At 71.3% G+C, this 24,337-nt stretch carries 26 protein-coding genes and 1 tRNA gene; 15 read left to right on the top strand and 12 right to left on the bottom strand.

Annotated elements, in window-relative coordinates; genetic code table 11:
- Positions 1-73: 73 nt before the first annotated feature.
- Complete coding sequence (locus HUT10_RS25895; protein WP_176173580.1) at positions 74-562, top strand: GbsR/MarR family transcriptional regulator; 489 nt, start codon at positions 74-76, stop codon at positions 560-562.
- Here HUT10_RS25895 and HUT10_RS25890 read toward each other — a convergent pair.
- On the bottom strand, positions 559-1,122 hold the full coding sequence (locus HUT10_RS25890) for a TetR/AcrR family transcriptional regulator (protein ID WP_176173579.1): 564 nt from the start codon (positions 1,120-1,122) through the stop codon (positions 559-561). The two genes, HUT10_RS25895 and HUT10_RS25890, sit on opposite strands and share 4 nt — an antisense overlap.
- Before the next feature lie 82 nt (positions 1,123-1,204).
- On the opposite strand from HUT10_RS25890, the gene HUT10_RS25885 reads away from it, so the two are divergent.
- The 4 genes from HUT10_RS25885 to HUT10_RS25870 all read left to right on the top strand — a co-directional run bounded on the left by HUT10_RS25885 (position 1,205) and on the right by HUT10_RS25870 (position 4,043).
- Positions 1,205-1,813 carry an NAD(P)-dependent oxidoreductase gene (locus HUT10_RS25885; protein WP_176173578.1) on the top strand — a complete coding sequence of 203 codons (609 nt, stop codon included), beginning with the start codon at positions 1,205-1,207 and terminating at the stop codon, positions 1,811-1,813.
- A 65-nt stretch (positions 1,814-1,878) separates the two neighbouring features.
- Positions 1,879-2,544 (top strand): SGNH/GDSL hydrolase family protein, encoded by a 666-nt coding sequence (locus tag HUT10_RS25880; protein ID WP_176173577.1) that lies wholly within the window; start codon positions 1,879-1,881, stop codon positions 2,542-2,544.
- Between the two features lie 417 nt (positions 2,545-2,961).
- Complete coding sequence (locus tag HUT10_RS25875; protein ID WP_176173576.1) at positions 2,962-3,567, top strand: RNA polymerase sigma factor; 606 nt, start codon at positions 2,962-2,964, stop codon at positions 3,565-3,567.
- The gene (locus HUT10_RS25870; RefSeq protein WP_176173575.1) at positions 3,564-4,043 is read left to right on the top strand and encodes a carboxypeptidase regulatory-like domain-containing protein; all 480 of its coding nucleotides are present in this window, start codon (positions 3,564-3,566) and stop codon (positions 4,041-4,043) included. Before HUT10_RS25875 ends, HUT10_RS25870 begins: the two co-directional genes overlap by 4 nt.
- On the opposite strand, the gene HUT10_RS25865 is transcribed toward HUT10_RS25870, so the two are convergent.
- Both HUT10_RS25865 and HUT10_RS25860 read right to left on the bottom strand, forming a co-directional pair.
- Complete coding sequence (locus tag HUT10_RS25865) at positions 4,040-4,786, bottom strand: polysaccharide deacetylase family protein (protein WP_176178006.1); 747 nt, start codon at positions 4,784-4,786, stop codon at positions 4,040-4,042. The two genes, HUT10_RS25870 and HUT10_RS25865, sit on opposite strands and share 4 nt — an antisense overlap.
- Before the next feature lie 114 nt (positions 4,787-4,900).
- Complete coding sequence (locus HUT10_RS25860; RefSeq protein ID WP_176178005.1) at positions 4,901-5,374, bottom strand: SRPBCC family protein; 474 nt, start codon at positions 5,372-5,374, stop codon at positions 4,901-4,903.
- Between the two features lie 44 nt (positions 5,375-5,418).
- Between HUT10_RS25860 and HUT10_RS25855 the strand changes: the two genes are divergently transcribed.
- The gene (locus HUT10_RS25855) at positions 5,419-7,386 is read left to right on the top strand and encodes an FUSC family protein (RefSeq protein WP_176173574.1); all 1,968 of its coding nucleotides are present in this window, start codon (positions 5,419-5,421) and stop codon (positions 7,384-7,386) included.
- A 23-nt stretch (positions 7,387-7,409) separates the two neighbouring features.
- Positions 7,410-7,607: an antitoxin gene (locus tag HUT10_RS25850; protein WP_176173573.1), complete on the top strand. Its 198-nt coding sequence runs from the start codon at positions 7,410-7,412 to the stop codon at positions 7,605-7,607.
- A 3-nt stretch (positions 7,608-7,610) separates the two neighbouring features.
- Here the strand turns inward: HUT10_RS25850 and HUT10_RS25845 are convergent, their stop codons facing one another.
- Genes HUT10_RS25845 through HUT10_RS25835 form a run of 3 tightly spaced genes read right to left on the bottom strand, consistent with a single transcriptional unit; the run spans position 7,611 to position 11,166 of the window.
- Positions 7,611-8,564, bottom strand: a complete 954-nt coding sequence (locus tag HUT10_RS25845; RefSeq protein ID WP_176178004.1) for a prephenate dehydrogenase — start codon at positions 8,562-8,564, stop codon at positions 7,611-7,613.
- Between the two features lie 50 nt (positions 8,565-8,614).
- A complete protein-coding gene (locus HUT10_RS25840) occupies positions 8,615-10,627 on the bottom strand; it encodes an NADPH-dependent 2,4-dienoyl-CoA reductase (RefSeq protein ID WP_176173572.1) in 2,013 nt (670 codons plus the stop codon).
- Positions 10,624-11,166 (bottom strand): PadR family transcriptional regulator, encoded by a 543-nt coding sequence (locus HUT10_RS25835; RefSeq protein WP_176173571.1) that lies wholly within the window; start codon positions 11,164-11,166, stop codon positions 10,624-10,626. Before HUT10_RS25835 ends, HUT10_RS25840 begins: the two co-directional genes overlap by 4 nt.
- Positions 11,167-11,270: 104 nt before the next feature.
- Here HUT10_RS25835 and HUT10_RS25830 point away from each other — a divergent pair, with 104 nt between their 5' ends.
- Positions 11,271-12,209, top strand: coding sequence for a patatin family protein (locus HUT10_RS25830; RefSeq protein ID WP_254897034.1), 939 nt, complete (start codon positions 11,271-11,273; stop codon positions 12,207-12,209).
- On the opposite strand, the gene HUT10_RS25825 is transcribed toward HUT10_RS25830, so the two are convergent.
- A complete protein-coding gene (locus HUT10_RS25825) occupies positions 12,206-13,048 on the bottom strand; it encodes an SAM-dependent methyltransferase (RefSeq protein WP_176173569.1) in 843 nt (280 codons plus the stop codon). The genes HUT10_RS25830 and HUT10_RS25825 overlap by 4 nt on opposite strands.
- Positions 13,049-13,086: 38 nt before the next feature.
- The gene (locus HUT10_RS25820; RefSeq protein ID WP_176178003.1) at positions 13,087-13,536 is read right to left on the bottom strand and encodes a MarR family winged helix-turn-helix transcriptional regulator; all 450 of its coding nucleotides are present in this window, start codon (positions 13,534-13,536) and stop codon (positions 13,087-13,089) included.
- A 154-nt stretch (positions 13,537-13,690) separates the two neighbouring features.
- Here HUT10_RS25820 and HUT10_RS25815 point away from each other — a divergent pair, with 154 nt between their 5' ends.
- The gene (locus tag HUT10_RS25815) at positions 13,691-14,653 is read left to right on the top strand and encodes an alpha/beta hydrolase (RefSeq protein ID WP_176173568.1); all 963 of its coding nucleotides are present in this window, start codon (positions 13,691-13,693) and stop codon (positions 14,651-14,653) included.
- Between the two features lie 146 nt (positions 14,654-14,799).
- Entirely contained in the window at positions 14,800-16,008 is a 1,209-nt protein-coding gene (locus tag HUT10_RS25810) for an esterase family protein (protein WP_176173567.1), read from the top strand.
- 6 nt (positions 16,009-16,014) lie between these two features.
- Here the strand turns inward: HUT10_RS25810 and HUT10_RS25805 are convergent, their stop codons facing one another.
- Positions 16,015-16,875, bottom strand: a complete 861-nt coding sequence (locus HUT10_RS25805; protein ID WP_176173566.1) for a hypothetical protein — start codon at positions 16,873-16,875, stop codon at positions 16,015-16,017.
- A 190-nt stretch (positions 16,876-17,065) separates the two neighbouring features.
- On the opposite strand from HUT10_RS25805, the gene HUT10_RS25800 reads away from it, so the two are divergent.
- The gene (locus HUT10_RS25800) at positions 17,066-17,734 is read left to right on the top strand and encodes a DUF4383 domain-containing protein (RefSeq protein WP_176173565.1); all 669 of its coding nucleotides are present in this window, start codon (positions 17,066-17,068) and stop codon (positions 17,732-17,734) included.
- A gap of 5 nt (positions 17,735-17,739) precedes the next feature.
- Here HUT10_RS25800 and HUT10_RS25795 read toward each other — a convergent pair whose 3' ends face one another.
- Together HUT10_RS25795 and pcaB are read right to left on the bottom strand one after the other, a co-directional pair.
- The gene (locus HUT10_RS25795) at positions 17,740-18,741 is read right to left on the bottom strand and encodes an SCO0930 family lipoprotein (RefSeq protein ID WP_176173564.1); all 1,002 of its coding nucleotides are present in this window, start codon (positions 18,739-18,741) and stop codon (positions 17,740-17,742) included.
- A 353-nt stretch (positions 18,742-19,094) separates the two neighbouring features.
- The gene (pcaB, locus tag HUT10_RS25790; protein WP_176173563.1) at positions 19,095-20,507 is read right to left on the bottom strand and encodes a 3-carboxy-cis,cis-muconate cycloisomerase; all 1,413 of its coding nucleotides are present in this window, start codon (positions 20,505-20,507) and stop codon (positions 19,095-19,097) included.
- A gap of 69 nt (positions 20,508-20,576) precedes the next feature.
- Between pcaB and HUT10_RS25785 the strand changes: the two genes are divergently transcribed.
- Positions 20,577-21,218, top strand: coding sequence for a TMEM175 family protein (locus HUT10_RS25785; protein ID WP_176173562.1), 642 nt, complete (start codon positions 20,577-20,579; stop codon positions 21,216-21,218).
- Positions 21,219-21,222: 4 nt separating this feature from the next.
- On the opposite strand, the gene HUT10_RS25780 is transcribed toward HUT10_RS25785, so the two are convergent.
- Complete coding sequence (locus tag HUT10_RS25780) at positions 21,223-21,765, bottom strand: DinB family protein (RefSeq protein ID WP_176173561.1); 543 nt, start codon at positions 21,763-21,765, stop codon at positions 21,223-21,225.
- A gap of 210 nt (positions 21,766-21,975) precedes the next feature.
- Between HUT10_RS25780 and HUT10_RS25775 the strand changes: the two genes are divergently transcribed.
- The 3 genes from HUT10_RS25775 to HUT10_RS25765 all read left to right on the top strand — a co-directional run bounded on the left by HUT10_RS25775 (position 21,976) and on the right by HUT10_RS25765 (position 24,268).
- A complete protein-coding gene (locus tag HUT10_RS25775; RefSeq protein WP_176173560.1) occupies positions 21,976-22,824 on the top strand; it encodes a DUF11 domain-containing protein in 849 nt (282 codons plus the stop codon).
- A 132-nt stretch (positions 22,825-22,956) separates the two neighbouring features.
- Positions 22,957-23,032: transfer RNA gene (locus HUT10_RS25770), tRNA-Lys, on the top strand.
- A 495-nt stretch (positions 23,033-23,527) separates the two neighbouring features.
- On the top strand, positions 23,528-24,268 hold the full coding sequence (locus tag HUT10_RS25765) for a hypothetical protein (RefSeq protein WP_176173559.1): 741 nt from the start codon (positions 23,528-23,530) through the stop codon (positions 24,266-24,268).
- Positions 24,269-24,337: the final 69 nt, after the last annotated feature.

Below are 24,337 nucleotides of genomic sequence, written 5' to 3'. Positions count from 1 at the left end.
TTCACGAAGTTGTGAAGTTAAGAAAATGTCTAGATCGAGTGATCATGGGGGTCGGGTGCGAAAGGATGGGCCGATGACGACGCCTGACACGAAGCGAGATGAAGACGCCGTCCGCCGGTACGTCGAGAGCCTCGGGCTCGTGCTTTCGCAGATCGGCATGCAGCGCATGCCCGCCAGGGTGTTCGCCGCGCTGATGACCACCGACGAGGGCAGGCTGACCGCCGCCGAGCTGGCCTCGCAGCTGTCGGTCAGCCCCGCCGCGGTCTCCGGCGCGGTGCGCTGGCTCGAGCAGATCGGCTTGGTGGCCAAGGAGCGGGAGCCCGGCGAGCGCCGCGACCACTACCGCCTCTACGACGACCTCTGGTACGCCACCTTCCTCAAGCGCGACCGCATGATCATCATGTGGCGCGACGCGGCCGAGAGCGGCATCGAGGCCCTCGGCGAGGACACCGCATCGGGCAAGCGGCTGGCCGAGATGCGGGACTTCCTGTCGTTCATGCTCCAGGAGCTCAACGGCATGTACGAGCGCTGGCACAAGCTCCGCGAGGAGAAGAACGCCTAGAGCCCGGCGAGCAGGACGTCCGCGAGCCGCTCGGCGTGGTCGGTGGGCTCGCTCTCTTCGAACGTGGCCAGGAACGCCTGCTGGAAGCACGCCCCCAGCAGCAGGGCCGCCGCCGCTTCGACGTCGGTTTCCGCCTTGATCCGGCCCAGCTCCCGCTCGGCGCGCAGGTAGTCCGTGACACCCTTCAGCGGCGTGTGCGGGCCGTGTCCGCGCAACCGTTCCCGGTGGGAGCGCAGCAGTTCCCGTGACGAGAACATCGAGACGGCGATCGGGAAGCTGTCGACGTAGAACGCCAGGCCGAGGCGGGCCACGCGGACGAGGTTGTCCCGCAGCGGCGCCCGCCCGGGGTCGGCGGTCAGCTCGGCGAGGGTGGCGCCCAGCGCGGGCAGTTCCTCGGCCAGCACGCTGCGGAACAGGTCGGTCTTGTCGCGGAAGTGCTTGTAGAGCATCGCCTCCGAGTAACCCGCGGTCTGCGCGATGACCTTCGTCGTCGCGTGGGCGTAGCCCTGCTCGCGCATCACCTTCGCGGCCGCGGCGACGATCTCTTCGCGGCTTCCCATGGCGGCTCCCTGAGTGCGTTCTCAGCCTGGTTAGTGAACACTCACCCTACCTGGTGAGTGTTCACTAACCGAGGAGGAAACCATGAGGATCACCGTGCTGGGAGCCACCGGCGGCGTCGGCCGCGAGGTCGTCGGGCAGGCACTCGACCGCGGCTGGCACGTCACGGCCGTCGTCCGCGACCCGGCCAAGCTGCAGCTGCCCGCCGAAGTCGTGGTCGCCGGCTTCACCGACCGCGACAAGCTGGCGGCTGCTGTCGAGGGCCGTGACGCGGTGATCTCGGCCGTCGGCTCCCGGGATCGCGGGCCGACCACCGTCTGCGTGGACGGCGCCCGCGCGGCGATCGAAGCCGGGGCGAAACGCCTGCTCGTCGTCAGCGCCAGCGGCATGCACACCGAAGGAGACGGCTTCTTCACCCGCTCGCTCGTCAAGCCGCTGCTCAGCCGGGTGCTGAAGCACGGCTGGGCGGACATGCTCGCGATGGAGGCCGTGGTGGCGGCGAGCGACCTGGACTGGACGATCGTCCGGCCGCCGATGCTGCTGAACGGCCCGCGCACGGGCAAGGTCGCGAGCCGGCTCGACGGGAACGTCCGCACGTTCACCATCCGCCGCGCCGACGTCGCCGCGTACCTGCTCGACGCCGTGGCCGACCCCACGCTGATCAGGCGGAAGGTCTCCATCGCCCACGGCTAGCCTCCGCCTTCCTCCCCGCCACCGCCCTCAACGGAGGCGCTTCGCGCCCCTGTTCTAATTCCGGCATGGTGCTCCTCGCCCAGGCTCTCTACGTCAAACGCAAGACCCCGCGGCTCCCGGGCGCGGCGGGACCGACGGACGGACTCGTCCCGGGCGAGGGCGAGCCCTTCCGGCTCGCCGTCCTCGGCGAATCCACGGTGGACGGCGTCGGCGCGGCGGACCACGAGGAAGCGCTCACCGGCTGCCTCGCCCGCGAGCTGGCCCGCGACGGCCGGGCGGTGCGCTGGCAGGCGGCCGGCCGGACCGGCGCCAACGCCCGGGTGGCCCGCGCCGAGCTCGTCCCGCTGCTCCGCCCGGCCGACCTGGTCGTGATCGCCCTCGGCGTCAACGACACCATCGAGCTCCGGACGGCTCCGGCCTACCGCCGCGACCTGCTGCGCCTGGTGCTCGACGTGCGCGACCGGCTGGGTCCGGTCGAGGTTCTCCTGGCCGGCGTGCCGCCGATGTCCCGCTTCCCCGCGTTGCCGCGGCCGCTGCGTGACGTCCTTTCGGCCCGCTCCACCGCTCTCGACCGCGCGGCCGCGACGCTCGGCAAGCTCCCCGGCGTCCGGCACGTCCCGATGGATCCCGCGCTGCTCGACCCGGCCGCGTTCGCGAGCGACCGGTTCCACCCGGGCCCGGCGGGCTACGCGCGGTGGGCCGGGACGCTGGCACGCGTGGTGATCAGTTAGCCGCTCTCCGTAGATCTTCAAAAAAGTCGCCGGTTCGTGTATCTGGCGGCGCCCCCACTGCGTCCTGTGGAGCAGCCAAGCACGGAGGAACACGACAGGGGGTGTCGCGTTCGGATTGAACGCGGTGACCGGGAGCCGAGGGGGCTGCCGGACACCGTCGGCCGGGTGCCCTTCGGGGGAGGGGACATCCGGCGGGGCCCGTTGGGGAGCGGGTCCTTGAGGGAGGGGAGTGCCGGCCGGTGCGAGTCCACGCGCGCCGGCCGGTACCTCACCGACTTGCCACTGACCGGTAGTGCACGACCGACGAAGTAAGTGACCTTGATGTATCCGAGATCCACCTGCACGCTCCTTCCCCCCGAAGGACCCGCGATACTGCCAACGCCGACTCGAAGACTCTTCCGAAGAGGGGCAGATACGGTGACCGACGTGCAAACCACAGAGGTAGATCCGCCGTGGGAGGGCCTGACCGGCGCCGAGCTGCACGCTGCCTGCATGCAGGCCGCCAGGGACGGTGACCGCCGGGCGATGGCCCGCCTCGTCGAAGAGCTGACCCCGCTCGTCTGGCACGTCGCCCGGGCCAACGGGCTCGACCGCGCGGTCGCCGAGGACGTCGTCCAGACCGTCTGGCTGGCGCTGTTCAGCCAGCTCGGCAAGCTCCGCGACCCGAAGGCCCTCGCCGCCTGGCTGATCACCACCACCCGCCGCGAAGCCACCCACCCGTTCGGCCGCCGCATGCAGCCGGTGCCGCTGAGCGACGAGGTGGCCGAAGCCATGCCGAGCACCCAACCGGCACCCGAGGACGAAGCCGTCCGCGCCGACCGCGACCGCCGGGTCTGGCGCGCCTTCGTCCGGCTGCCCCACCGCTGTCAGGAACTGCTCCGGCTGACCGTGCTCGCGGGCCGCGCGGAGTACCAGCTCGTCGCCGAGGCGCTGCGCATGCCGCGTGGCAGTGTCGGCCCGACCAGGGGTCGCTGCCTCGACCAGATGCGCGATCTCCTCGCCAGTGAAGGGGGAAGCCGATGAACAACCTCGGGGCGCCGGGGGGCCAATCCTCCTACGGCGACGACGTACTGCTGGCCGATGTCGGCCGTTTCCTCGACGAGCTGGACCCGCCACCGGGTGACCTGGTGCAGCGGGTCCAATTCGCGCTCGCCCTCGAAGACCTCGACGTCGAGGTCGCCCGCTGGGAGCGCCTGGACAACCTCGCCGGCGTCCGCGGCGGCGGCACGGGCACGATCACGTTCACCGTCAGCGACCTGACGGTGATGATCAACCTGACCAAGATGGGCAAGCTGCACCGGATCGACGGCTGGCTGGTCCCGGCCGGCCAGTACGGCGTCGAGGTGCGGGTGGCCGAGCACGGGACGACGTCGACCACGGCGGACGAAGGCGGCCGGTTCGTGCTGGACAACGTCCCGCGCGGGACGACGCAGATCCTCGTGCACCTCGGTGACGTCTCGTGCCGCCGGACGGTCGTGACGCCGACGGTGGTGCTCTAACCCAGGAAGTCGGCCAGGGGGACGGGAGTCAGCCCGTCCTTCTCGGCCCGCTCCACGAACGCCGTGTAGTCCTCTTTGAAGGTCTTCCGGAAGTGCATCAGCACGATGTCACCCGGCTTGAGCTTGTCGCCGGACTGGAACTGCACGACGCCGTCGTTGACCGCGGCCGTCCACAGCACCGACGCGCGCATGCCGCACGCCGCCGCCGCTTTCAGCGTGTTCTGGTCGTAGTTGCCGAACGGCGGGCGGAACAGCGACGGGCGGACGCCGAGGCTCTTGGCGAAGTCGTCGGCGTCGTCGCAGATCTCCTTGCGCTGGAACTCGTACGGCTTGCCCTTGAGGTTCGGGTGGTCGACCGTGTGGTCGCCGAGCGTGGCCCCGGTGGCGTCGAGGATCTGCCTGAAGTAGGCCTCGTGGCCCTTGACGTACTTCTGGTTCAGGAACAGCACCGGGTGGGTGCCGTTCTGCTGCATCAGCTTCAGCGCGTCGGGGTCCTGCACGGCGCCGTCGTCCATGGTGAGGAACACGTACGGCTTGTCGGTGGTGATCCGGCGGATCACCGGGACCTGGCCGTTCTCGATCGCGGGCGCCTTCTGCTGGACCGTGCCGAACGGGTACGGCCCGGACGTCTGCACGTCGGGGGCGGCCTGGGGCGCCGGGTTCGGCTGGCTGGTGCCGGGCTCCCGCTGGTCCGTGTCGTGGCCCGAGCACGCGGTCAGTGCGAGTGCCGCCGCGGCCACCACGGCTGTCAAGCGCTTCCTCACGCTTTCCCCCTTTCGTGTACTGCTCGAAAGGGTGACGCGGGGAGGCGGGGAAAAGTTGCGCCGGACGATCTTCCGTGACCGGAACCACCCAGGTCAGCGCCCGGTTTCGGCCGCCTTGACCAGCTTCGCGGAGAAGAGCCGGATCGTGGCCCGGAGCGTCGCCGCCAGGACCGGTCCGCTGCCGCGCACCGGCTCGGTGAACGACCCCGTCCACCGCAGGTGCGTGCCGCCGCCGGGGGCCGGCGTGAAGAGCACTTCGGCGCGGTAGTCCTTGAGCGGCTTGCCGGCCGCGAAGGTGTAGACGTGCTTGCGGCCGGGCTCGTACTCGAGGGTCTCCTCGCGGATCAGCACCGGCCACAGGCCGACTTCCCGGACCGCGCCGACGCCCTCCGGCTCACCGGTGCCGGGCCGCGCCCAGCGGGCTTGGACGATCAGTGGCTTTCCCCACTCCGCCCAGCGCGGCCCGTCCGCTTCGAGCGCGAACAGGGCCTCCGGCGACGCGGTGCTCGTGCGGTTGACCTCGTACGAGTACTTCCTACCCGCCGGTACCTCCCGCGTTGTTGACAGGTTGATAATTAATCGTGTTCGGGAGCGTAGGTCAAGATGAGGGGGTGAGCACGCCGCGCCCCGACCTCGCCGCGCCGCACTGGCTGGTCCAGCTCCTGCGCAGCACGCCGGTGCCGATCCCGTGGAACATGGTCGCCAGGGCCGTGGTCGCGCTGGCCGTGCCGCTGGGGATCGCGTACGCGGCCGGCGACATCGCCGTCGGCGCGCTCATCTCGACCGGCGCCCTGCCCGCCGTGCTGTCCGAATCGGCCGGGCCCTACCGCTACCGCGCCCGCCGCCTCGGCGGGGCGACGCTCGCCGCGACCGCGGGTTACCTCGTCGGGCTGCTCACCGGCGGCACGCCGGCGCTGTCCGTGCCCGCGGTGATCCTGGTCGCCGCCGTGTCCGCGGTGATCAGCGCGGCCGGCAGCAACGCCTCGGTCGCCGGGCTGCAGATGCTCGTGTTCTGCGTGCTCGCCACCGGGCAGCACGCGACCGGCGTCCGCGTCGAGATCCTGTTCGGCTGCTTCTGCCTCGGCGCCGCGTGGAGCCTGCTGGTCGCGCTCGCCACCTGGACGGTCCGGGCGACCAGTCCCGAACGCACCGCCGTGGCGCACGTCTACGTCGAGCTGGCCGCGATGCTGTCGGCGACCGACGAAGCCGTCTCGCGGGTGGCCCGCCACCGGCTGACCACGGCCATGAACACCGCCTACGACCAGCTGCTCACCGCTCGCTCCTGGCTCTCCGGCCGCGACGCCGCCTACCGGCACCTGCTCAACCTGCTCTCGGCGACGACCCCCGCGGTCGAGGCGTCGGTGGCGATGGTCAACGCCGGCCGCCGCCCGGCCCGCGAGGTCGTCGACCACTTCGTCGCGCTCTCGGCGTCGGTGCTGGCCGGCCAGCCGCTGCCGCCCCCGCCGCCCGCGCCGCCGGGTGACCCCGACCCGGTCCTCGCCGCGCTCTACGCCGGCCTGGTCCGGATCGGCAAGGGCGACGACCGCAAGCGCCGGGAGCCGACACCGTGGCACCGCCGCCTGCGGGCGTGGGCGGGCTCGCTCGCGTCCGGACCGCTGACCTGGATCGCCGCGCTGCGCCTGACGTTGTGCGTCGCGATCGCCGAGGTCGTCGGCCTGCTCGTGCCGCTGGAGCGGTCGTACTGGATCACCCTGACCGTCGGGATCGTGCTCAAGCCCGACTTCGGGTCCGTGTTCGGCCGCGCGCTGCTGCGCGGGATCGGCACGGTCATCGGCGTCGGGATCGGCGCCGCGGTGCTCGGCCTCGGCGCGAACGGCTGGGTGCTGGTGGTGCTCAGCGCGGTCTTCGCCGGCGGCATCGCGGTGGGGAAGGTGCGCAACTACGGCATCCAGAGCGCCTTCGTGACGCCGTTGATCATCCTGCAGATGGGCCTGGCTCACACCGGGAACTGGAGCGTGGTGCTGGCGCGGCTGGTCGACACCGTGCTGGGCTGCGTGATCGTGCTCGTCTTCGGCTACCTGCTGTGGCCGGGCAGCCGGCGCCCGCGGGTGGGCGGCCGGCTGGCCGACGCCCTGGACGCGGTCGCGACGTACGTCTCCCGCGCGCTGGTCGAGGCGTCTTCGGGGGAGGCGCGGCTGACGCGGTCGCGGGCGCGGCGCGGGGCCTACCGGGCCCTGGCCGACCTGCGGACGGCGTTCCAGCAGGCGGTCGTCGAGCCGTCCGCGCACGGCAGGCAGGCGGTGGCCTGGTGGCCGGTGATCGCCGCGCAGGAACGGGTCGCGGACGCCGTCACCGAGGTCGGCGTGACGATCGGGCGCGGGGTGCCGCCGCCGGACCCGGCCGACGTCGAGCTGCTCACGGCCGCGCTGGGGGAACTCGCGGCGGCCGTCCGGGAGCAGCGGGAGCCGCGGCCGGTGCCGCTGCCGGACGCGCCGCAGCTGTCCGGCGTTGTCGACCAGCTGGAGTCGGCGTTCGACGCCGTCCGGGGCCCCGACCTGGCCGAACGCACGCCGCCGGGCCCGCTCCGGCGGTTCCTGCCCTACCCCAGGCGTTCGTGACGTTCGTGCGGTTCAATGCACCCATGGGAATCGACTTCGAAGCGTTGAAGGGCAAGGCCGAAGAGGCCCTGCGCGAGCACAACGACAAGATCGAGGAAGGCCTCGACAAGGCCGCCGACTTCGCGAAGTCGAAGTTCAGCGGCCACGACAGCCAGATCGACACCGGTGTCGAGAAGGCGAAGGACTTCCTCAACAAGTTCGACGACACGCCGGACCGGTAGCTCCTACTGGACCTCGCCGGTCGCGATCCCGTCCGAAAGGCCGGTGATCCGGCCGCCGCGTTCCCCGAGGGCGATCAGGCCTTGCCGCGCGTCCGGCGCGGCCAGGCTGATCCGGACCCCGGCGCGTTCGACGTCGAGGTTGGCCGCGAGCGCCTGCGCGCCTTCGTACCCGGCGTTGATGGTGGCCGCTAGCCCGCCGGTGGACGCCAGCGAACCGCGCGCCGCGCCGAGCCGGCCGAGTGCCTCGTCGACGATCGGCAGCAGCGCGTCCCGGTTGCCCTCGGTCATCGCGCGGACCAGCTGCGGGTTCGAGCCGGCGACGCGCGTGCCGTCGCGGTAGGACCCGGCGGCCAGCGACATCGCCAGCGGGCCGCCCTCGGCGCCGATCGTGGCCAGGATCGCCGCGAACAGGTGCGGCAGGTGCGAGATCCGGGCGACGGCTTCGTCGTGCGACTCCGCGGGCAGCGGGACGACGTGCGCCCCGATGTCCAGCACCAGCTTCGCCACCTCGGCCCAGGCTTCGAGGTCGGTGTCCTCTTCGACGGCGACCACCCACGCCGCACCCCGGAACAGTGCGGCGTCCCCGGCCAGCCAGCCGGAGCTCGACGTCCCCGCCATCGGGTGCCCGCCGACGTACCGCGTGTACGGCACGCGACGCCGGACCGCGTCCAGCACCGGCGCTTTCACGCTGGTCACGTCGGTGAGCAGGCAGTGCGACGCGTGCTGGTTGACCAGCCGCAGCAGGTCTTCGACGGCAGGCAGCGGCACGGCGAGCACGACCATCGCGTCTTCGGCCGCGGCCCGGTGCAGGGCCGCTTCGACGTCGGTCGTGACGTCGTAGCCCGCTCTGCTGGCCGCGTCGGCGTCCACTTCGGATACCGCGGCACCCCACGCCGTGCGGCCGCTGGCGGCCGCCGCGCGCAGCAGTGACCCGCCGATCAGCCCGAGCCCGATCACGCATACGTCTCGCACGGGCCCCATCCTGCCAGTGCCGGACGGGTTACGGGCTACAGCGCGGCGGCGAGCCTCGTTCCCTGGTCGATCGCGCGTTTCGCGTCGAGTTCCGCGGCGACGTCGGCCCCGCCGATCAGGTGCACCGGCAGCCCGGCCGCGCGCAGCTCGTCGGCGAGGTCGCGCACCGGCTCCTGCCCCGCGCAGACGACCACCGTGTCGACGTCGAGCACCCGCGGCTCGCCGTCGACGGTGAGGTGCAGGCCGTCGTCGTCGATCCGCTCGTAGGTGACGCCGGTGAGCTGTTCGACGCGCTTGGCCTCGAGCGCGGCCCGGTGCACCCAGCCGGACGTCTTGCCGAGCCCGGCGCCGATGCCGGACTTCTTGCGCTGCAACAGGAACACCTGCCGCGGCGACGGCTCGGGCTGCGGCGTGGCGAGGCCGCCCGCGGCCAGTTCCGGGTCGGTGACACCCCATTCGGCCATCCAGGCGGCCCGATCCAGCGCCGGCGACGCCGCGTGCGTGAGGAACTCGCTGACGTCGACTCCGATGCCGCCGGCCCCGATCACCGCGACCCGTTCGCCGACCGGCTTGCCGTGCTTGACGACGTCGACGTAGGAAAGCACCTTCGGGTGGTCGATCCCGGGCAGCGACGGCACGCGCGGAGCTACGCCGGTGGCCAGCACGACCTCGTCGAACGCGGTGAGCTCGGCCGCGGACGCGCGCTTCCCGAGGTGCAGCTTCACCCCGGTCACCTCCAGGCGCCGTCGGTAGTAGCGGATGGTCTCGGCGAACTCCTCCTTGCCGGGGATCTTCCGCGCGATGCCGAACTGGCCGCCGATCTCGTCGTCGGCTTCGAAGAGCTCGACGCTGTGCCCGCGTTCGGCCAGTGCGGTCGCCGCGGAAAGGCCCGCGGGCCCGGCCCCGACGACCGCGACGTGCTTCGACCGCCGCGTCGGCGAAAGCGTCAGGGTCGTCTCGTGGCCGGCGCGCGGGTTGACCATGCAGGACACGAGCTTGCGCTTGAAGGCGTGGTCCAGACAGGCCTGGTTGCAGGCGATGCAGGTGTTGATCTCGTCCTCGCGGCCGGCCTCGGCCTTGCGGATCCACTCGGGGTCGGCGAGGAACGGCCGGGCCATCGACACGAGGTCGGCGTCGCCGCTGCTCAGCGCTTCCTCGGCCACCTGCGGCATGTTGATCCGGTTCGACGTGACGACCGGGATGGTGACGTGCGGCTTGAGCTTCCCGGTCACCCAGGTGAAGGCGGCGCGCGGCACCGACGTGACGATCGTCGGCACCCGGGCCTCGTGCCAGCCGATCCCGGTGTTGATGATCGTGGCACCGGCCGCCTCGACCTCCTGCGCGAGCGCGACGACGCCCTCCCAGCGCTGGCCGCCCGGGACGAGGTCGAGCATGGAGAGCCGGTAGATGATGATGAAGTCGTCGCCGACCTTCTGCCTGGTGCGCTTGACGATCTCGACGGCGAACCGGCGGCGCTTCTCCGGCGTGCCGCCCCAGGCGTCGGTGCGCTTGTTGGTGCGCTCGGCCAGGAACTGGTTGATCAGGTAGCCCTCGGAGCCCATGATCTCGACGCCGTCGTAACCCGCTTCGCGCGCGAGAGCGGCACATTTCGCGAAGGCGTCGATCTGCTTGCGGACGCCGTGGTCCGTGAGGCCGCGCGGGCGGAACGGGTTGATCGGCGCCTTGATGCTCGACGCCGACACGCTCAGCGGGTGGTAGGCGTACCGGCCCGCGTGCAGGACCTGCAGCGCGATCTTGCCGCCTGCCTCGTGCACCGGCGCGGTCAGCTTCCGGTGTTCTTTCGCCTCCGCGGACGTCGTCAGCTTCGAGGCGAGCGGCAGCAGCCAGCCGGTGCGGTTCGGCGCGAAGCCGCCGGTGACGATCAGGCCGACGCCGCCGCGGGCGCGTTCGGCGTAGTACTCGGCCAGCGCGGGGAAGTGCGCGGCCTTGTCTTCGAGGCCCGTGTGCATCGACCCCATCAGGACGCGGTTGCGCAGCGTCGTGAAGCCGAGGTCGAGCGGCGAGAGCAGGTGCGGGTACGGGCTCATCGGGCGTCCTTCGGTCGGAGGGCGGCGAGCACTTCGTCGAACCACTCGACCTGGCCCTCTTCGACGCGGATGCCGCCGCGCAGGACCAGGTACTGGTGCAGGTGCCGGCCGGTCAGCGCGGCCGGCGCGGGGAAGTCGCGCTTCTCGATCTGGCGGTAGACGTCGAGGCGTTCGGCGTGCCGCGCGCGGTGCCGGACGATCTCCTCGGCCACCTTCGCCGGATCGCCGAAGGTGGCGCCGCGGATCTTCACGGCCAGCTCGACCGGCCCGGCGGTCGGATCCGGCTCGGCCAGCCAGCGGACGAGCTCGGCCCGGCCGCCGTCGCCGACCGTGTAGACCTTCTTGTCCGGCCGACCCGACTGCGCGACGACGTCGACCGCCACCCAGCCGGCCTCCTCCATCCGCTTCAGCACGCGGTAGATCTGCTGGTGGGTGGCGCTCCAGAAGAGCCCGATCGACTTCTCGAACCGGCGCGTCAGCTCGTAGCCCGAACCGGCGCGCTCGGACAGCGAGACGAGGATCGCGTGCTCCAGTGCCATGGTCGAAGGGTGCTATGCAACGAGTTGCAGTGCAACGAGGCGCGCATCACTTCACCCCCCTGGGTCAGGCAAAACGGGTCGACTTCGTCCGGGAAAAGACCAGGATGGGAGGAGTGCACCCGGTACTCGAACTGATCTCCGAACGGATGGCGGCGGGCAGTGTCCCGGGCGAACGCACCGACGACAGGCGGCTCGCGCTCGCGATCGAGGGCGGCAGCAGCCGCGGCACCTACTCCAGCGGCATGGTCCTGGCCCTGGACGAACTCGGCGTCACCCCCGCGTTCGACGCCGTCTACGGCTCGTCGGCCGGCGCGCTGAACGGCGCCTGGCTGCTCTGCGGCCGGTCCTCCACCGGCGTCCGGACCTGGTGGAACCCGGTCGTCATGCGTCGCATCATCAACCCGCTCCACACCCTGCGCGGCCGCGCGGTGATCGACCTCGAATACCTCGTCCACCAGGTCTACTCGGTCCTGGAACCGATGGACTTCCCGGCCATCCTGGCCAACCCGGTGACGTTCCACCCCCTGGCCACCGACGCCGACACCGGCGAGTCCACCGACCTGCACCCCTTCCTCGACGACGTCGACGCGATCAAGGTCGCCCTCGCCGCGTCGTCCTGCATGCCGGTACTGGCCGGACCCCCGATCCCGATGGCGGGCCGCCGCTTCGTCGACGCCGGCGTGGCCGAGCCCATCCCGTACCGCACCGCACTCGCCCAGGGCGCGACCGACGTCCTGGTGCTGCGCACCCGCCGCGCCGACGAGCTGCCGGTCCGGCCGCCGCGGGTGCACGACGTCGTCGTGCCGCGATTCCTGCGCCGCCAAGCCCCCGGCGCCATCCCGGCCTGGCAGGACACCTACCGCCGAGACGTCGAAGACGAGGAAACCCTGGCGTCGGACCCGCGAATCCTGAGCATCCGGCCGCCGGCAGGTGCGCCGGACGTGGCGGTGCTGGAACGCGACCCGGAAGTGCTGCGCAAAGCCGTCGAACTCGGCAAGAGCGCCGTTCTCGACGTGCTCGAAGATGTGCGCGAAGCCTCTTAGGGCTTGCGCGCGACACCGCCGATGACCCGCGACTCGGACGGGGAGGCGGCGAACACCGTGCGCTCGTCCGGGTGCCACGCCGGGGCGTAGACCAGCCCCGGCTCCAGCAGCGGCCAGCCGCCGAAGAAGCGTTCGAACTCGGCCATCGTGCGCAGGAAACCCGGGTTGGTCGTGGTCTCGTAGTACTCGAGCAGGTCGAGCAGCGCCTGCCGCTCGTCCTCGTTCACCGGGTTCTCGTTGGTCATCTGCGACAGCACCAGCAGCGACCCGGGCGCCAGCCGGCTGCGGTAGTACTCGAGCAGCTGGTCCGGGTTCTGCTCGTCCTTGACGAAGTGCATGACCGCGTTGATCACCAGGGCGACCGGACGGCGGACGTCGATGATCGCCGAGGCCTTCACCCGCTCCCAGAGATCGTCCGGCTGCAGGAAGTCCGCGGCGATGGCGTGGTGGCGGTCCGGGTCGGCGGTGTCGGCCAGCAGCAGCGTCGAGTGGGCCAGCGCGATGGGCTCGTTGTCGATGTAGAGCACGCGCGTGTCCAGTTCGGGGCGGGCGTCGTCGGCGACCTCGTGCACGTTGCCAGCCGTCGGGAGGCCGGAGCCGACGTCGACGAATTGCCGGATGCCCTCCCGCACGCACTGCCGGACCGCCCGGCCCAGGAACTGACGGCTGGTCAGGCAGTAGTCACCCATCAGCGGCAGCCGGGCGCGGACCTTCTCGGCGAAGTCGCGATCGATCGCGTAGTGGGTGTTCCCGCCGATGAAGTAGTCGTAGATCCGCGCGGCCGACGGCCGGTCGAGACTGCTTTCGACGGCCTTGAGCGCGTCGTCGTGGTTGATCATGGCCACCCCTCCGTGGCCCATGCTGCCACGTGAACTTCTCACGCGGGGGACAGCGCCTCCCGATAGGCGTTGACCGACTCCGTCAACCGGTCCAGTTCGGCGCGCATCCGGGCGAGCCCGGCTTCGTCCAGGTTCATCGCGGCACCGATCACGTCGGGGATGCCGCGCGCCTTCTCGTGCAGGGCCCGGCCGGCCTCGGTCAGGCTGACGCGGACCGAGCGCTCGTCGTCGGCCTGCCGGTTCCGCGTCACCAGCCCTGCCGTCTGCAGCCGCTTGAGCAGCGGCGAGAGCGTGCCCGAGTCGAGGTTCAGCTCGGCGCCGAGCTCCTTGACGAGGCGGTGGTCGCGCTCCCAGAGCGCCAGCATGACGAGGTACTGGGGATAGGTCAGATCGAGGTCCTCGAGGACGACCCGGTACAGCGACGTCACGGCGCGCGACGCCGAGTACAGCCCGAAGCAGAGCTGGTCGTCCAGCCGCAGCGATGCCATGGCGTCCTCCTTCTTCTCGTACCCGTCGATGGTCCTCGCCATCCGGCTGGGTGGCAACTTAAGTGCCCTGCATCTCATTGAGCTCAAATTAGTTGTGCACAACTGAGTTGCGAGCTACCTTCGTGACATCAGCTTCCACCCCGAGGAGGACGAGATGACCGCCAACCCGCACAACCTGGCCCTCGAACCGGCCGCGCAGGCGTTCGCGGAGGCCACCGACCAGCCGCCGTACCTGTTCCAGCTGCCGCCGGCAGAGGGCCGCAAGGCCGTCGACGGCGTCCAGGACGGCGAGGTCGCCATGGCCGACGCGTCGATCGAGGTCATCAAGGTGCCGGGCGGCCCGACCGGCGAGGTCGAGACCCGGATCGTGAAGCCGGCCGGCGTCGAAGGCCCGCTGCCGGTGATCCTCTACATCCACGGCGCCGGCTGGGTGTTCGGCGACTTCCACACCCACCAGCGGCTGGTGCGCGAGCTCGCCGCCGGTGCCGGCGCGGCCGTCGTGTTCCCCGAGTACGACCGCTCGCCCGAGGCGCGCTACCCGGTCGCCATCGAGCAGAGCTACGCGGTCGCGAAGTGGATCGCCACGGACGGCGCTTCGCAGGGGCTGGACACCTCGCGCATCGCGATCGCGGGCGACTCCGTCGGCGGCAACATGACCGCGGCGCTGACCATCCTGGCCAAGCAGCGCGGCGACGTCACCTTCAAGCAGCAGGTGCTCTTCTACCCGGTCACCGACGCTTCCTTCGACACCGAGTCGTACCTGAAGTTTGCCGAGGGCTACTTCCTCGGCCGCGAAGGCATGAAGTGGTTCTGGGACCAGTACACGACCGACCCCGCCCAGCGGGCGGAGATCACGGCGTCGCCGCTGCGCGCGTCGCTCGACGAGCTCGCCGGGCTGCCGCCGGCGCTGGTGATCACCGGCGAAGCCGACGTGCTTCGCGACGAAGGTGAGGCGTACGCGGCGAAGCTGCGTCAGGCCGGCGTGCCCGTCACCGCCGTCCGGTACCAGGGGATCATCCACGACTTCGTGATGGTGAACGCGCTCCGCGAGACGCACGCCGCCGAGGCCGCGATCACCCAGGCCGTCACCGTGCTCGCGCGTGCGCTGGCGAAGTAGTTGAGAAAACGCTGAGTGCGCCGCACGTTGCGGGCCTATGAGCCAACTCACAGGTCCGCAACGTGCAAGCCGGGTCAAACGTGATATATACGCGAGTCCCGGGGGGTCCGGGTGCGCATGCGTTGCCCGCCCGGAAGGACCGTTCCATGCACCTCAGCCGCATCCGGCTCGATTCACCGATCACGATGGCCATCGTGATCGCGGTGACGCTGCTGGCGATCATCGCGATCCCGTTGTTCTGGGACCGGTGGAAGCGGAAGCTGCTGTGGCGCACCTTCACGATCCTCTGCGCGGTCGTCTCCATCGTCGTCACCACCGGACTGGCCGGCAACCTGATCGGCGGGTTCTTCCCGACGCTCGGCTCGCTGCTCGGCACCGGCGTCTACGCGGCCGACAGCATCGACGCGGAGTCGAGCGCCAACGGCGAAAACCTCGACGTGGTGCGGGAAGTCGGGGCGGCGCACGCCAAGGAGGGCAAGGGAACCGTCGCCCACATGAAGGTGACCGGCCGGCGCACCAAGCTCACCCGTGACGTGACGGTGTACCTCCCGCCGCAGTACTTCGACCCGGCGTACAAGAACCTGAAGTTCCCGGCCGTCGAGTGGATCCCGAACTACCCGTCCGGGCCCGAGGTCGTCACCGACGGCTACAAGCTCCCGCAACAGCTCGACGCGGCGATCGCCAAGCGCGTGCTGCCCCCGGTGGTCGTGATCATGCCGGACCCGACGGGTGTCCCGAAGATCGGTCACGACACCGAGTGCGTCGACGAGGTCAACGGCACGGCGAACGACACGTACCTGACGGCGGACCTGCGCGAGTGGGCGCTGCAGAAGCTGGGCGTGGCCGCGGACCGCAAGGCCTGGACCTTCGCCGGCTGGTCGTCCGGCGGCTACTGCGCGATGAACCTGGTGACCCGCCACCCGCAGTGGTACGGCCAGGCGGTCAGCGTCAGCGGCTACGACCGCGCGCAGATGGACGCCGAGACCGAGAACCTCTACAAGGGCAGGCAGGACGTCGACGACGCCAACAACGTCGGGATCACGGTCCGCCTGCACCCCTCCCCGGTGGACATCCTCGCGATCTGGGGCGAGAACGAGAAGTTCGAGGGCGCGGCCGCCGAGCTGATCCGCGCCGGCGTCCGGCCGCCGGTCCGCTTCCAGTCGTGGCGGGTGCCGGACGCGGGCCACAACATGAACACCTTCAAGTCCCAGATCCCCGAGATCCTGAGCTGGATCGGGGCGCACACGACGCCGCCGGCGCCGGTGGGCCGCCAGGTCGACACCACCGGCGGGGTCCAGCCGTGGCCGCTGCCGCGGAGCGGTGCGCCGGGGGCGCTGGCGGACACCGACCAGTGAGCCGGGTCAGCCGAGCAGCTTCGAGACGACCTCGGTGACCCGCCTCGACCCGGTCGCGTAGTCCACTTTGGCGGGGTACTCGGACAGCACCACCACGATGAGGTGGCCGACCACGCCCGTGGTGTGCAGCGTCCGCGTCGGACGGCAGCACGACCAGCCCTGCTTGACCAGCCAGTCCTGCCCCTTGGCGGCGTCCGGGATGCCGAAGTACTGGCGGAAGCCGTCGGACCCGCGCTCGGTCGCGTTGCCCAGTGCGTTCAGCACCGCGGTCACCTTGCGGTCCAGCAGGTACTGGTAGATCTTCACGACGTCCGCCGCGGTGATGCGCGTGTCGCCCCAGCGGCCTGGGTCCGCCGGCGGGCGGGTGCCGGTGAGGCCCAGCTTCGTCGCCCAGCGCGTGACGATCGCCGGTCCGCCGTAGCCCGACCAGAACTGGCTCGCGAGGTCGTCGTCGCTGCGGGAGAGCATCCGCTGCACGTCCGCCACCGGGCCGCCGCGGTCGAGCACGGAAAGCGCGATCAGCAGCTTCACGACCGACGCGGAGGTGTACCCGCGGTCCGGGCGCACGGAGACGGTCGTCTTGCCGCTGTCCCGGTCGAAGACCACGGCGCTGACGGTGCCGTCGCGCACGACCTTGTCCAGCTCGGCGGCGTCCACCTCGGCCGGTGCGGCCTTGGGCGTCGGCTTCGGCTCGGTCTTGGGTGCCGGGGCCGGCGTGGGTGCCGGCGCCGCGGACGTCGTCGCGGCGATCTCGGTGACCGCGATCGGCCGGGGTGCCGCGGCGGTGCTGTGCCCCGCCGTGACCACCACCGCGCCGATCGCCCCCAGGCACAGCCCCACCAGGAAGATCCCGCTCAGCTTGCGCATGACCTGGATTGCCGGGAAGGCCGCGCGCTGTTCGCCGATCGGGGGCGGTTTGTGGGATAGGTCTCGAAGGGGGCCCGGATCGGGAACGCGAACCGGTGCTGCGGGCAAGCACCATCGTTTCGCTCCCCGTGGTCGCGGGGTACCTCAGCGCGGTGACGGTTGTCACCACCCGCTGGGAAGGACTGGAGTCATGGTTCACGCGAAAGGCGCACGCATCCGGGTCCGAGGCCTGCAGCCGGCGCAGGTGCTGGCCGGACTGGCCGGGCTCGCGTTCCTCGTCGTCGGCATCATCGGATTCTCAAGGACCGGCTTCGGCGACTTCGCCGGGCACCACGACGCCGGGTTCTGGCGGTTCTCCGGGAACCCGCTGATGAGCCTGGTCCGCGTCGTGACCGGGGTCGTCGGCCTGCTGCTGGCGTTCGGCTCGGGCCGGGCGCGGACGTTCGGCTGGCTGCTGTTCATCGGCTACGGCCTGCTGTTCGTGTGGGGCCTGATGATCGACGGCCTCATTTCGACCAACCCGTTCGCCAACGCCGGCAACCCGATGGACCTCGGCCCCGCCGACACGTGGCTGCACCTCGGCGTCGCCGCGCTCGGCCTGCTGATCGCGGTCCTGCCGGCCCGCCGCACCATCCTGCTGCCCGAGGACGAGACGGCCGACGAGCCGGTCGTCGCCGAGCAGCGCACCGAGGTCATCGACCGCTCGGACGTCGCCGCCCGCGACCGCCGCACGGACGTCGTCGACCGCACCACCGACCGCACCGACGAACCGCGCCGCCGGTCGTTCCTGCGTCGTGACCACAAGGAGCGAGGCCCGGAGGTCGCTCGCGAGGAGCGTCCGCCGGGCCTCGCCCACTAGGAGGTTCAGTAGGTGGTGCCGGTGCCACCGGAGGTGTCGTTGCTGCTCCCAGTGTTGCTGTTGGCCGCCGGAGCCTGGTTGGCGGCAGTGCTGGGAGTGGTACCGACCTTGCAGCCGTTGGGCTCGATGACGAACCAGGTGCCGTTGACGCCCATGCCGTTCGCGTCGCCCGGCTTCAGGTCCTTCGAGAAGGTGTAGACCGGCCAGCCGCCGACGGTGACCTGCTCGGTGCCGTCCTGGCGCTTGATGCTGCCGAGCAGCTTCGAGTCGATGCCCTGCAGTTCGACCTTGCCCTTCGACAGGACCGGCGGCCAGGTCTTGGCGCAGTCGCCGTTGCAGGCGGAGGCCTTCTTCTTGGTGTCCTTCGTGAACAGGTAGAGCGTCATGCCGTTCTGGTCGACGATCGCCTCACCGAGGCCGTCGATGTTGCTGGCGCTGAGCTTGACGGCCCCGGCCTCGGAACCAGCCGCGGCGGCCTGCCCGGCCTTGCCGCCCTTGGCGTTCGCCGCGTACCAGGCGCCGCCGACGCCCTGGCCGGTCGCGTCGCCGGGCTTGGTGTCCTTGGCGTAGCGGTAGAGCGCCCACCCGCCGACGGTGATCTGCTCGGTCCCGTCGGAGCGGGTCACCTTGCCGACCAGTGCCTTGTCGACCCCTTGGACTTGGACGTCCCCGGTGGCCAGTGCCGGCGGCCAGGCCTTGGCGCAGTCACCGTCGCAGTTGGACTTCGGCGGCTTCGCGGTGTCTTTGTCGAACCGGTAGAGGGTCATGCCGTTCTGGTCGGTGAGCACCTGCCCGAGATCGGCGACGTCCGCGACGACCAGTTTGCTTTCGTTCGACGCCGGAGCGGCGTTCCCGACCTGGCCGTTGGCGGCCTGACCGCCACCGGTGCCACCGGCCGCCGCAGGAGCGACAACGGGCTGGGCAGTCTCGGCACCCGAGCAAGCGGTGAGCACTGCCAGCCCGGCTGCCGCCGCGGCGACGGAGACGGCGATGCGCGTGCGAAGCATGGAAGTTCTCCTTGTGTCCGTTGGGGTTTTCCCGCCGCTCGGTGCGGCTGCTTGATACCCACTACACGGACCCCCGGCGGAGGCGGTTCAAAGAATTTTCGCCGACATCGGCGAGGGGGTTGCCCGGTGCCGACGGCGCGCTCCAGCCTCCTCTCGCGGGGAGGCCGGGCTGGGCGGCTCTCGTGGGCGGGGGTGGGCTGAGCGGCCCGTTGTGGGCGGCGCCGTGCCTGGGCGGCCCTTCCGGGGCGGCCGGACTGCGCGGCCCCCGCGAAGCGGGGCGGGCTGAGCGGCCCTCGCCGAGCGGCCGAGCTTCTCTCGCGAGCCGGGCTGCCTGCTTCCCCGCCGCGAGCTTGCTACTCCTGAGCGCCGCCGCCCGCCGGTCCGTCGTCGCCGAGGGCGCGGTCCACCAACGCGCCCGCCGCGCCCGTGTAGCCGGCCGGGTCGAGCAGCCCGTCCAGCGCGGCCGGCGTCAGCACCCCGGTGATCGCGGGCAGCTCGTCGAGCACCTCCCGCAGCGGCCGGTCCTCGCGCACCGCCCGCCGCGACGCCTCGCCCAGCAGCTCCTTGGCCGCCGCCTTGCCGAGCAGTGGCGCGAGCGTCGCGGAGAGTCGCTCCGAGACGATCAGCCCGTGCGTCGACGCCAGGTTCGCCCGCATCCGCGCGGGCTCCGCGGTGAGCCCGCGCGCCAGCTCGGCGGCGGTGTGCGCGGCGCCGCCGGTCAGCCGGAGGCACTCGCGCACCAGCTGCCACTCGGCGTGCCAGACCCCGGCCGCCCGTTCGTCCTCGGCGAGCATCGACTGCGTGACCCCCGCGGCCAGCACGGGCACCTGCAGCGCCGCCGACCGGATCAGCGTCGCGAGCACCGGGTTCCGCTTGTGCGGCATCGCCGAGGACCCGCCCCGCCCGTCGGCGGCCGGTTCGGCGACCTCGCCCAGCTCGGTCCGGCTGAGCGTCTCGACGTCGACGGCCAGCTTCCCCAACGCCCCGGCGGCGAACGCGAGCGCGCCGACCAGGTCCGCGACCGGCGTCCGCAGCGTGTGCCACGGCAGCACGGGAGCGGCCAGCCCGGCCTCCTCCGCGAACGCGGCCGTGAGCCGTTCCGCGTAGTCACCGTCGGTCGTCTCGTCCGCGAGGCGCGCGTACTCGACGTACGCCGCCAGCGTTCCGGCCGCGCCGCCCAGCGAGACCGGCAGCCCGCCGTCCAGCACGCGCCGGACGCGGACGGCCGCGTCCAGCACCAGCTGCCGCCAGCCCGCGGCCTTGAGCCCGAACGTCGTCGGCACCGCGTGGGCCGTCAGCGTCCGGCCGGCCATGGTCGTGTCCCGGTGCGCGCGGGCCAGCCCGGCCAGCGCCTCGGCGGTCGCGTCGAGGTCGGCGGCGAGCGGCCGCAGCGTCCGGTCCGCGACCAGCATCATCGCGGTGTCGAAGATGTCCTGGCTGGTCGAGCCGCGGTGCACGTACTCGGCGGCATCGGGCTCGAGCTCCCGGACGGCCGACGTCAGCGCCTGCACCAGGCCGACGACGGGGTTCGCGGTCGCCCGCGCCCCGCGCGCCAGCTCGGCGACGTCGATCCGCGCCTTGCCCGCGGCCTCCGTGATCGCGTCCGCAGCCTCCGGCGGCACCGTCCCGAGCCGTGCCTGCGCCCTCGAGAGCGCCGCCTCGGCGTCGAGCATCGCGCGCAGCCAGGCCGCGTCTCCGGTCGACGCTTCGGCCGGCGTACCGGCCCGCACTGGGGACAGGAGTCCGGAATCGGGGTCGACGGTCATGGCGTCAGCATCGCACGCGCCCCACCTCGGCGGCCGTTCCACGACCGGGGTCTGGCACGCTCATCCGCCATGACCAGCGCTCCGTCCGCCGAGGACACCGCAGGCTCCGGATCCCGGGCCATCGCCGCCGAGCGGCTGACCTTCTTCTCGGACGCTGTCGTCGCCATCGCGATCACGCTGCTCGCGCTCGAGTTGCCGCTGCCGGAGGGCGCCACCAGCGCCGAACTGCTCCGGTCACTCGGTCATCACCAGTCCGAATACGTCTCCTTCCTGATCAGCTTCGTCGTCATCGGCGGCCACTGGCGGGCCCACCACCGCCTGTTCAACTACGTCACCACGCTCGGCGGCGGACTCGCCCGCCTCACCTTCGGCTGGCTCCTGATGCAGGTGGTCATGCCCTTCGCCACGAAGGTGCTCGCCGAAGACGGCGGGTTCGAGTTCCGGTTCGTCTTCTACGCGGTCGTGCAGGTCATCGCGCTGACGTTGTTCCTCCTCATGGCCTGGCAGATCCAGCGGAACCACCTCTGCCGCGCGGACACCCCGCCGGAGCTCTTCGGCGCGGTCCACCGCGGCATCGGCGCGATGATCGCCGCCTTCGCCGTCTCCATCCCGGTCGCGTTCTTCACGCACTGGGCCTACGCGTGCTGGATCGTCGTCCCGCTCGTGGCCAACCTCCTCTTCCGCTTCCGCCGCCGGACGGCCGACGCCTGAGCCGTCACTCGCCGGTCGCGCCGTCGATCCGCTCGCGGACCAGGTCGGCCTGGCCGATGTGCCGTGCGTACTCGCCGATCATCCGCAGCATCAGCCAGCGCAGGGTGAACGGTTCGCCGGTGCTGCGCCGGGTGCCCGTCTGGTCCATCGCGCTGGCCGCGACGATCTCGCGGGAGCGCGCGCATTCCTCGTGCCACAACGAGAACGCTTCGTCGACATCGCCGCCCAGGTCCGTGAAGTCCTGCTCCGGGTCGTCGTCGGAGTAGTAGAGGTTCGGGACGTCCTCGCCGGCGAACTGCATGCGGAACCACCAGCGTTCGCAGCCGGTGAGGTGCCGCAGCAGCCCGTGCAGGGTCAATGTGGACGGTGGTACCGAGCGTTCGGACAGCTGTGCCGGGCTCAGGCCGGCGCACTTCAGCTCGAAGGTGCGCCGGTAGTACTCGAGGCTCTCGGTGAGCGCCTGCCGCTCGTCCGCGACCGGCGCCGGGTCGGTTCGGGGGCCGGTCAGGCGGGGCGGAGACGCCACCGGGGCGGTGTGTTCGGTCATGCGCGGAGCGTCCCACAGGGGTCCGACAGTTTCGGATCACGTGGGCGGTCGGTGACCGGGCAACCGCGGTAAAACCCCAGTTCAAGTACGGTTTGAAGAACCCGGTAACGAATCTCGGGGTGCGGCGATCTGATCTTCGTCACCCCCGCTGCGCAGGCCAGTCTGACCGGTCGGAGCGCACCCTCGGTTCGGAACCAGGAGATCACGAATATGCAGCGAACCGGACGAAGAACCGCCGTTCTGGCCGCGTTGACGACGGCGGTCCTGTGCGCGGCTCCCGCCGTCGCGTCCGCGGCTCCGCCCGCGAGCACGATCGACGTCAGCGCGACCACTGTGCGTGCGAGCACCACGTTCACGGTCACCGAGCAGCTGACCAACCCGACGGACTTCACGGTCACGGGCGCGAAGGCGGCGCTCTACGTGAAGGAGAAGCCGATCGCCGACGTGGTGGACCTGGTCTCCTGCACCGGGGCGATCGCACCGTGCGCGCCGTACCTCAGCAGCTTCCGCGGCGGCGTGGGTGACCTGGGCGCGGGCGAGAGCCGGACGGTGACGTTCACCCTGCGCGTCAAGGACGACGTCCAGCCCGGGCAGTTCACGCTCCAGCACCAGTTCGCCGGCGACAACTACGCGTTCAGCGTGGAGGACGGCCCGGCCGTCACGATCGCCCCGCCGGACGAGGCCGACGTCAAGGTCGCGCTGACCGCCACCCCGCGCATCGGCCTGGCCGCCCGCGTCGACTACGTGATCAAGGTGTCGAACACCGGCCCGGCCACCGCGACCGGCGTCCGCGTGACGGCCAACCCGGGCGCGAGCCGCACGATCGTCTCGACGACGGGCTGCACCCGCGCGGGCACGGCTCTGAACTGCGCGATCGGCACCCTGGCCTCGGGAGCGTCGGCAACGGCGAAGTTCACGTCCGAGGGCGGTTTCTTCGCGTGGGGGGCGTTCACGGCGACGGCCCAGCGAGCGGCGAGCACGCCGGCCGACCCGACGGCGGACAACGACAAGGCGTCGACGAAGTGCACGGCTTACACAGGGCTGTTCGTCCAGTGCTGACGGCGTGACGCGCGGGGCTCGGGCCCCGCGCGTCCACGTCCACAGGTCGCGGACCAGCGCCGACCTTCCCAGGACGGTCAGCCGCACCCGGCGTGCGACCGGCTGACCGGGGCCTGGCTAAACTGGGGGTACGGGCCGTTAGCTCAATTGGTAGAGCTGCGGACTTTTAATCCGTAGGTTCTGGGTTCGAGCCCCAGGCGGCCCACCACGAACAGTCGTCTCCCTCGTCAGTGGAGTACGGCTGCACGACTGTCAGAAGCCCTGGCCGGCGCCGCCGTTGGTGAGCGCGTCGGCGGCACAGTTGTACGAACTCTCATCACTAGCAGTGCGGCCGCCCGGCGGCAGGGTAGGTACGCCGAGGGCGCACCAGCGGTGGCTGGCTGGGCGTGGACGGCGTCCCAGGCCCCCGATCGTGTACCCGAACATTCGCGAAATCCGCGGTCGTTGTAGCTGCATCGGGTGAATTGGCGACGCATCATTCGAGACGCGCAAAGGCGATCTTGCCCACCGATTTCCCCTGGTCGGCGCCGTGGTCGTCGTGCTCGAATCGGCCCGATTTCGGCTAATCGGCCACGAGAGTGGGGTATTGCGCGACCGGGGAATGAGAGTGTGGTTATGGTGGAACGGCTGCGTCGGCGGCACAGGGAATCGGCGAACAGGCGGGATCGCGAACGTGACGAGCGGGACAGGGTGGGAGGGCGGCATGGTCAATGCCCGCCGTGCCCTGGTTCGTGCGCTCGTCGTGGTCGGCGGCGCTGCCGCCGTCTCCGCCGTCGCGTGGCTGACGGCCACGGCGTCGGCCAGCACGCTCACCGACATCACGAACGAGCCGATCGGTGCCGGCGTTCAGACTGCCGTGTCGGCCGTGAGCGACCCGAAGCCGTCTGTGCTGCCGCAAGCGGTGGAACGTGTCGATGACGTCGCACGCGGTCTTTCTGAGGCCGCCACTCGCGTTGACGTGCTGCACGCCCACGCAATCCCTGCAGTGACGACAATTCCTGCTGCCGTTCTCACACTGACCGACCTGACGGGAAACCTCGAGTCGCCCGACAACCCTGTCGAGCACGTCGGAAAGCCGCCCGCCGACCCCGTCGCCGCCGAGTCGCACGACGTCCGGTCTGCGCCGGCGAAAACCGGCTCGCCGGAGGCGTCAACCGCCCCCTCCGCCGCGTTCCCGCTTCGGCCTGCCGCGGCTTCCGCGCTCGGTGAGGCACACGCTGACCTCGGCGCCGACCACGGTTTGGGCGGGCTCGGCGGACGATCGGGCTTGCAGGCATACGTGGTCCCCGCGACGGCGGCATTCGCCGCCGGCGGCGATCGCGGTTGCGGTGATGTCGCGCAGCCCCGTTCCGAAACTCGCCTGCAGTCCTCGGGCCGTCGGAATCGCGTGCAGCAGCACGCCGTGGTGGCAGCGGAAATCCAGCCCGGCGTCACGCCGGACTGACGAACGGCCACCTTCGAACAGAGCCGGTATTTCGCCGGCTCGCATGAGGTGCTGCCGGAGCGGTAGTGA

It is taken from the genome of Amycolatopsis sp. Hca4 (genome assembly GCF_013364075.1).
GTDB lineage: Bacteria > Actinomycetota > Actinomycetes > Mycobacteriales > Pseudonocardiaceae > Amycolatopsis.
This window is presented reverse-complemented; position numbering and strand designations above follow the sequence as displayed.

Bases quoted from the DNA above. Each gene is read 5' to 3' on its own strand.
- HUT10_RS25895 (WP_176173580.1), top strand. From the start codon at position 74: ATGACGACGCCTGACACGAAGCGAGATGAAGACGCCGTCCGCCGGTAC.
- HUT10_RS25890 (WP_176173579.1), bottom strand. From the start codon at position 1,122: ATGGGAAGCCGCGAAGAGATCGTCGCCGCGGCCGCGAAGGTGATGCGC.
- HUT10_RS25885 (WP_176173578.1), top strand. From the start codon at position 1,205: ATGAGGATCACCGTGCTGGGAGCCACCGGCGGCGTCGGCCGCGAGGTC.
- HUT10_RS25880 (WP_176173577.1), top strand. From the start codon at position 1,879: ATGGTGCTCCTCGCCCAGGCTCTCTACGTCAAACGCAAGACCCCGCGG.
- HUT10_RS25870 (WP_176173575.1), top strand. From the start codon at position 3,564: ATGAACAACCTCGGGGCGCCGGGGGGCCAATCCTCCTACGGCGACGAC.
- HUT10_RS25850 (WP_176173573.1), top strand. From the start codon at position 7,410: ATGGGAATCGACTTCGAAGCGTTGAAGGGCAAGGCCGAAGAGGCCCTG.
- HUT10_RS25840 (WP_176173572.1), bottom strand. From the start codon at position 10,627: ATGAGCCCGTACCCGCACCTGCTCTCGCCGCTCGACCTCGGCTTCACG.
- HUT10_RS25835 (WP_176173571.1), bottom strand. From the start codon at position 11,166: ATGGCACTGGAGCACGCGATCCTCGTCTCGCTGTCCGAGCGCGCCGGT.
- HUT10_RS25830 (WP_254897034.1), top strand. From the start codon at position 11,271: ATGGGAGGAGTGCACCCGGTACTCGAACTGATCTCCGAACGGATGGCG.
- HUT10_RS25825 (WP_176173569.1), bottom strand. From the start codon at position 13,048: ATGATCAACCACGACGACGCGCTCAAGGCCGTCGAAAGCAGTCTCGAC.
- HUT10_RS25820 (WP_176178003.1), bottom strand. From the start codon at position 13,536: ATGGCATCGCTGCGGCTGGACGACCAGCTCTGCTTCGGGCTGTACTCG.
- HUT10_RS25815 (WP_176173568.1), top strand. From the start codon at position 13,691: ATGACCGCCAACCCGCACAACCTGGCCCTCGAACCGGCCGCGCAGGCG.
- HUT10_RS25810 (WP_176173567.1), top strand. From the start codon at position 14,800: ATGCACCTCAGCCGCATCCGGCTCGATTCACCGATCACGATGGCCATC.
- HUT10_RS25805 (WP_176173566.1), bottom strand. From the start codon at position 16,875: ATGCGCAAGCTGAGCGGGATCTTCCTGGTGGGGCTGTGCCTGGGGGCG.
- HUT10_RS25800 (WP_176173565.1), top strand. From the start codon at position 17,066: ATGGTTCACGCGAAAGGCGCACGCATCCGGGTCCGAGGCCTGCAGCCG.
- HUT10_RS25795 (WP_176173564.1), bottom strand. From the start codon at position 18,741: ATGCTTCGCACGCGCATCGCCGTCTCCGTCGCCGCGGCGGCAGCCGGG.
- pcaB (WP_176173563.1), bottom strand. From the start codon at position 20,507: ATGACCGTCGACCCCGATTCCGGACTCCTGTCCCCAGTGCGGGCCGGT.
- HUT10_RS25785 (WP_176173562.1), top strand. From the start codon at position 20,577: ATGACCAGCGCTCCGTCCGCCGAGGACACCGCAGGCTCCGGATCCCGG.
- HUT10_RS25780 (WP_176173561.1), bottom strand. From the start codon at position 21,765: ATGACCGAACACACCGCCCCGGTGGCGTCTCCGCCCCGCCTGACCGGC.
- HUT10_RS25775 (WP_176173560.1), top strand. From the start codon at position 21,976: ATGCAGCGAACCGGACGAAGAACCGCCGTTCTGGCCGCGTTGACGACG.
- HUT10_RS25765 (WP_176173559.1), top strand. From the start codon at position 23,528: ATGGTCAATGCCCGCCGTGCCCTGGTTCGTGCGCTCGTCGTGGTCGGC.